The sequence below is a fragment of the Rhizobium sp. SVR5-2C genome, from assembly GCF_056755115.1.
Genome location: NZ_JBNDHT010000013.1, coordinates 66,306 through 73,532, shown reverse-complemented (window position 1 = coordinate 73,532; position 7,227 = coordinate 66,306). Strand labels below are relative to the sequence as shown.

The following is a 7,227-nucleotide window of genomic DNA, read 5'->3' as shown; positions in this document are numbered from 1 at the left end:
GTTGGCCAGGACGTCGTCACCCGCAGCCTGACCGAAACGGATGCCGCCCTGACGACGCAGGGCGATCTGAAGGTGCACGACGCCGACATGACGGATGTCGTCACCGCCAAGGTTCTGGCGGTTACCGGCGGTGGTGCCGGTTACAACCCGGCAACGGCAGGCGCGATCGACTTCCTGCACCTGTCGACCAACCCGGTCGTCAACGGCAATTCGGACGGCACGCTACACTGGACCTTCAATTCCGGCAGCCAGAACTTCGACTTCCTGCCTGCCGGCTGGCAGACCCGGCTGGACTACACGGTCGAGGTCACCGACAGCAATGGCGTCAAGGACACGCAGGTCATCAGCATCCTGATCACCGGCACCAACGACGCACCCGTCATCAGCATCCCGACCGGCGAGACCGTATCGACGACCATCCCCGGCTTCGTTGGCCAGGAGGCCGTAACGCGGAGCCTGACCGAGACGGATGCCGCCCTGACGACGCAGGGCGACCTGAAGGTGCATGATGCCGACATGACGGATGTCGTCACCGCCAAGGTTCTGGCGGTTACCGGCGGTGGTGCCGGTTACAACCCGGCAACCGCAGGCGCGATCGACTTCCTGCACCTGTCGACCAATCCGGTCGTCAACGGCAATTCGGACGGCACGCTGCACTGGACCTTCAATTCCGGCAGCCAGAACTTCGACTTCCTGCCGGCCGGCTGGCAGACGCGGCTGGACTACACGGTCGAGGTCACGGACAGCAATGGCGCCAAGGACACGCAGGTCATCAGCATCCTGATCACCGGTACCAACGACGCGCCCGTCATCAGCATCCCGACCGGCGAAACCGTATCGACGACCGTCCCCGGCTTCGTCGGCCAGGAGGCCGTCACGCGCAGCCTGACCGAAACGGATGCCGCCCTGACGACGCAGGGCGACCTGAAGGTGCATGACGCCGATATGACTGACGTCGTCACAGCCAAGGTTCTGGCGGTTACCGGCGGTGGTGCGGGTTACAATCCGGCAACGGCAGGCGCGCTCGACTTCCTGCACCTGTCGACCAACCCGGTCGTCAACGGCAATTCCGATGGCACGCTGCACTGGACCTTCAACTCCGGCAGCCAGACCTTTGGCTTCCTGCCGGCTGGCTACCAGACCCGGCTGGACTACACCGTCGAGGTCACGGACAGCCACGGCGCCAAGGACACGCAGGTCATCAGCATCCTGATCACCGGCACCAACGACGCGCCTGTGATCACAGGCTCATCCAATCCGCAAGGCGTGGCGGAGATTGTCGGCGATTCGTCCGCACAGGACATTCTGTTGACGGGCGGCGTACTTGCCGTTTCCGATACCGACGTCGGCGATACCCTGCATCCGTCCGTCTCTGGCAACGCGACAGCCGCCTGGAGCCGTGGCGATCTGCCCGCCGGTGTCGATGTGTCGGCTCTGATCGCCTCGTCGGCGATCCACTTCTCGGCTGACAAGGTCTCCAACAGTGGCGGAATGGGCTTCGACTGGACCTATGACCCGCAGGCTGCAAACCTGGACTGGCTGGGCGAAGGCCAAACGCTGACGATCACCTACCAGGCGCAGATCAACGACGGTCATGGCAATGTCGGTTCGCAACCGCTGACGATCACCATCACCGGCACGAACGACGCGCCGGTGGCGACGGCCGACAGCTTCGCCTTGAACGAGGATCAAGCCATCACGTTCACCGGCGCGATGCTGACTGGCAACGACACGGACGTCGATCAGCAGGACACGCTGACGGTTTTTTCCGTCGACGGTGCCCTGCACGGCACGGTCAGCCTGAACAACGGCAATCCGATCTTCACGCCAGCGGCGAATTTCAGCGGCGTTGCCGGTTTCGACTACTCCGTTTCGGATGGCCACGGCGGCACTTCGACCGCTCATGTCACGATCGACATCGCGCCGGACGCCGATGCGCCGACCTTCACCATCCAGAACGGTGCGCCGGCAGCGGTTGGTAGCGATTTCCAGGCGAACAGCACGTCCCAGATGGACCAGTTCAATGCCAGCGCGACAGCGCTCACGGGCGGCGGTTACGTCACCGTCTGGACGTCGACGATGCAGGATTCCAACCTCACGAATGGCATCTATGCGCAGCGCTACGATGCTTCGGGCAACAAGGTCGGCGGCGAGTTCCGCGTCAATACCGATGTCACCGGCAACCAGGATCAGGCCAACGCGCATGCTCTGGCGGATGGCGGCTTTATCATTACCTATACGTCCAATGGACGCGGCGGCGAGGATAGCGACGGCATCTACTCCCAGCGCTTCAATGCCGACGGCAGCGCCAATGGGCCGGAGATTCATATCAACACCTATACTGCCGGCTCTCAGACGAACAGCACGATCAGCGATCTGCCTGGTGGCGGCTTCGTCGTCACATGGACGTCCACTGGGCAGGATGGCAGCGGCGCCGGCGTCTACGGCCAGCGTTTCGATGCCGCCGGTCATGCGGCAGGCGGTGAATTCCGTGTCAACACGACAACGGATGGCAACCAGTTGGACAGCGATGTCACGACGCTCTCGAATGGCGGCTTCGTCGTCACTTGGAACGGTCAGGGCAGCGATGGTACCGGCATTTACATGCAGCGGTTCGATGCAAACGGCACACCGCAGGGCGGCGAAACGCACGTAAACGCCGGCGGCAATGCCACCACCGCATCCGTGACGGCGCTGGCAGGCGGCGGCTTTGTCGTCGTCTGGGCCGATAGTGCTTCCAATGCGGTCAAGGCGCAGATTTTTGATGCCGCTGGAGGCAAGGTGGGAGGCGAAGCCGTCGTCCAGTCCGCCGAGTTCGGCACTCAGGATGCACCGTCGGTGACGGCTCTTGCGGACGGCACCTTCGTCGTCACCTGGAATTCATCGGAGAACCCCAACGACCACTTCGTCAAGGGCCAGCGCTATGCTGCCGATGGCACGCCGCTCGGCGGGCACTTCGATCTGACCTCGTCCGGCTCAACGCATCCCGGCGAGACCGGCAGCCCGCTCGTCCAGCTGCAGGATGGCAGCCTGGTCGGCGTCTGGCAGCAGCATGGCGAGATTGACGGCCACGCCTTCAGCGTGCCGAACAACGGCCAGGAAGACCATGTGGTCACCCTGTCCAAGATGGACCTAGTGCTCACGGATACCGACGGTTCCGAGACGCTGGCCGTCAAGCTGTCCGGCTTCCCGGCAGGCGCGACCTTCTCGGTGGGTGCGTTAGGCGAGGGCGGCACCTGGATCATCTCCGATCCGGCCCAGATCGCCTCACTGAACACGACGCCGCTCACCATGACCCCGCCGGCCAACTGGAACGGTCACTTTACGCTGTCCGTGACGGCGACGGTCACCGATACCGCAACGCTGACGGACGGCGTGCACGCTGACACACAGTCCTGGACGCAGACGATCGACGTCGGCGTACAAGGCGTCAACGACGCACCGGTTGCTCCGGCAGTGACACTTGCAGCGATCGCCGAGGACAGCGGTGCGCATGTGATCACGCAGGCCCAGCTTCTGGCCGGTGCGACCGATCTCGATGGCAACGCGCTGACGGCGACCGGGCTGCACATCACTTCCGGCTCCGGTACGCTGACCGACAACGGCAACGGCACCTGGACCTATACGCCGGATGAGAACGTCGACACGCAGGTAAGCTTCGGCTACAGCGTGACGGACGGCGCGGCGACGGTTGCCGGTAGCGCCACGCTGGATATCACTCCTGTCAACGACGCACCGGTTGCTCCGGCAGTGACACTTGCTGCGATCGCCGAAGACAGCGGTGCGCATCTGATCACCCAGGCCCAGCTTCTGGCCGGTGCGACGGATGTCGATAGCGCTTCGCTGACGGCGACCGAGCTGCATATCACTTTGGGCTCCGGTACGCTGACCGACAACGGCAACGGCACCTGGACCTATACGCCGGATGCGAACGACGACACGCAGGTAAGCTTCGGCTACAGCGTAACGGACGGTGCGGCGACGGTTGCCGGTAGCGCCACGCTGGACATCACCCCGGTCAACGACGCGCCGTTGACGACGCCGGTCACGCTGGCGGCGATTGCCGAAGACAGCGGAACTCGCCTGATCACACAGGCTGAACTTCTGTCTCATGCTTCGGACATCGACGGCCCGTCGCTGACGGCGAGCGGGCTGCACATTGCTTCCGGCTCCGGTACGCTGACCGACAACGGCAACGGCACCTGGACCTACACCCCGGCGGCGAACGACGACACGCAGGTGAGCTTCGGCTACAGCGTGACGGACGGCGCTGCGACGGTTGCCGGTAGCGCCACGCTGGACATCACCCCGGTCAACGACGCACCGGTTGCTCCGGCAGTGACACTTGTTGCGATCGCCGAAGACAGCGGCGCGCATCTGATCACCCAGGCCCAGCTTCTGGCCGGTGCGACCGATGCCGATGGCAACGCGCTGACGGCGACCGGCCTGCACATCGCTTCCGGCTCCGGTACGCTGACCGACAACCACAACGGCACCTGGACCTACACGCCGGCAGCGAACGACGGCACGCAGGTGAGCTTCGGCTACAGTGTGACGGACGGCACGGCGACGGTTGCCGGTAGCGCTACGCTGGATATCACCCCCGTCAACGACGGTGCGGCGACGGTCTCCATCAGCGATACGACGCAGCAGGCAGGCGCGCCGAAAGTCGGCGACGTTCTTCAGGCGGCGCTGGGTGCCGATCCGGATGGTGCACAGTCCAATATCGCCTATCACTGGCTGCGCGACGGCGTTGACACCGGCGCGAGCGGCGCGAACTACACGCTTGGAGCGGCAGACGCCGGACATGCCATTTCGGTCAGGACCACATATACCGACGGGCAGAACTTCAATGAAACGGTGACCAGTGCTGCGACAGCGACGGTCGTCTCGGCAAACAATGCTCCGCAGCTTGCGAACGACACAGTCATCACCAACACCTCGTCCATCTCAATCCCTGATTGGGTATTGCTTCTCAACGACCACGATCCGGACGGCAATAGCCTTCAGATAACGGATGCCAGCGCCACCTCGTTCCTCGATATTGCGAGTCACAATTCGGGCGCAGTTTCGTTCGCGGACATATTACCCGGCGGCGGTTCGTTTAACTACACCGCTTCGGATGGCACGGCGACGAAGACTGCTGGGGTCGACGTGGAACGCCAGTTCGGCGATCTATCTGGAACCGCTGCGGCCGAGATACTGATCGCCGCGAACGGCGGAAGTACCATCGACGGCGGCGGCGGCGGTGACATCATTTTCGGAGGGAATGGCAAGGATAGCATCTATGCCTACAACGGCCTCGTCCATGTCGATGGCGGTAATGGAACCGATACTCTCAGGTTGAACACGCAAGGCAATGGCGTTTCGGTGGATCTCTCATCCGCAACGATCGTCAGCGTAGAAAATCTGGAAGCCGTAGATGGTGGTATTTTTGCCAGCTACAGTCAGTCCATTACCCTTTCTGCGACCCAATTGGCCGGTTTCTCGTCTATCGACATGAACGACGGCTCCGATACGTTGAACGTCAAGGTCAGCGGTTCGGTGGATATCTCCGGCGCCGGAAGCCCGAATATCGACAACGTCGAAACCGGCAATCTGATCGGAACTGGCGGCGACGACTCGATCACCCTTACCGGTTCTCAGTTGAACGCCATTCTGATCGGCAGCGGCGACATCGATCTCGGAGGCGGCACCGACACCATCAACCTGAAGTCCACTTCGACGGAACTCAATGGACTGGGCAATAGCGGCCTGCAGGGTGTCGAGGTCATCTCTGCAGCGTTGGGGTCCGGAGTCACGATTAACGTTGCCAATCAGTCGGAAGGCTTCACGCTCATCGGCAGTTCCAGTGGCGATAGCCTGACCGGCGGCAGCGGCAATGATACGATCAAGGGCGGCGCAGGAAACGACACCCTGAAGGGCGGCAGCGGCAGCGATACATTCGTATGGGGATCGGAGAACTTGAGCAGCGGCAATGCCGATACGGTTACCAACTATAGCTTTAGCGACGGGGACAAGATCGACCTTCAAAGCCTCGTCGGCTCAATCGGCAGTGGCAAGGATGTCTCGGACTACCTGCGGGTCACAATAAACGGCTCGGATCTTCGTGTGCAAGTCAGCATCAACGGAAATGGTAGTTTCACAACGGCCTATACCCTGAGTGGTGCTAATGGAAGCGGCGTTGATTCCGTTCGGGTACACATCGGGGGTGGGGACTACGTTGTCCGGAGCGACGGTACGTTTGTCGGCACAACCGACCCCATCGTCCTCGACCTCGACCACAACGGCGTCGCGCTGACCTCGCTCGATCACGGCGTCCAGTTCGATATCAATGCCGACGGTCACAAGGATCAGATCGCCTGGACGGCCGGCAGCGACGGCATCCTGGCGCTCGATGTCGATGGCAACGGCAAGATCGACAATGGCAGCGAGATCTTTTCGCCGCACTTTGCCGGTGGCAGCTATGCGGATGGCCTGGCGGCGCTTTCGACGCTCGACAGCAACCATGACGGCAAGATCGATGCGGCCGATGAGGCCTTCTCGAAGCTCACCATCTGGCAGGACTTGAACCACAACGGCCTCACAGACAACGGCGAACTGTCGAACCTGGCCGATCATTCGATCATCAGCATCTCGCTCGATGCTTCGGCTTCGGATGCTGAGATCAACGGCCAGTCGATCCTTGCTCAAGGCAGCTACACAACCGCTGACGGTGGGACCGGCAGCTTCGTCGAAGTTGGCTTTGATACGACGCTCGGCGCGGCGGATCAGAACAGCACGACGCTGATCGGCACTGACGGCGACGACCACCTCCATGGCGGCGCCGGCATGTACATGATGACGGGCGGGGCAGGGGCCGACACCTTCGTCCTCGATGCCGACGCCTTCAAGGATGTGAAGCTGGCTGACGTGATCACCGACTACAAGGCAAGCGAAGGCGACACGCTCGACGTATCGAACCTTCTCAACTCCTTGCTCGGTCACGAGGCAAGCGAGGCGGAAGCGCTCTCCAGCGTCAAGACAACGGTCAGCGGTGCAAATACCGTCGTTAGCGTCAACGACAACGGCGCCTGGCACGACGTGGCGGTTCTTCAGGGCACTGCGGAAGCGGTCAAGATCCTCTACGACGACAAGCACGACGCAACGACTGCACCGCATGTCGGCTGATGGGATCGGACGAAAATCCAAGAAAAGGCGCGAAAGCGCCTTTTCTGTTTTCTGACA

Annotated in this window: 1 protein-coding gene and 1 pseudogene; both read left to right on the top strand. The window is 62.3% G+C overall.

The genetic code is table 11. The annotated features are described in order from the left end of the window. Positions 1–87: 87 nt before the first annotated feature. A pseudogene (locus ACPYOI_RS06185) lies at positions 88–1,938 on the top strand (tandem-95 repeat protein); the annotation flags it as partial. Between the two features lie 666 nt (positions 1,939–2,604). After that, positions 2,605–7,170, top strand: coding sequence for a beta strand repeat-containing protein (locus ACPYOI_RS06180; RefSeq protein ID WP_481422673.1), 4,566 nt, complete (start codon positions 2,605–2,607; stop codon positions 7,168–7,170). Positions 7,171–7,227: the final 57 nt, after the last annotated feature.

Excerpts from the sequence above, each read along its gene's own strand:
- ACPYOI_RS06180 (WP_481422673.1), top strand. The coding sequence starts at position 2,605 with ATGCAGCGGTTCGATGCAAACGGCACACCGCAGGGCGGCGAAACGCAC.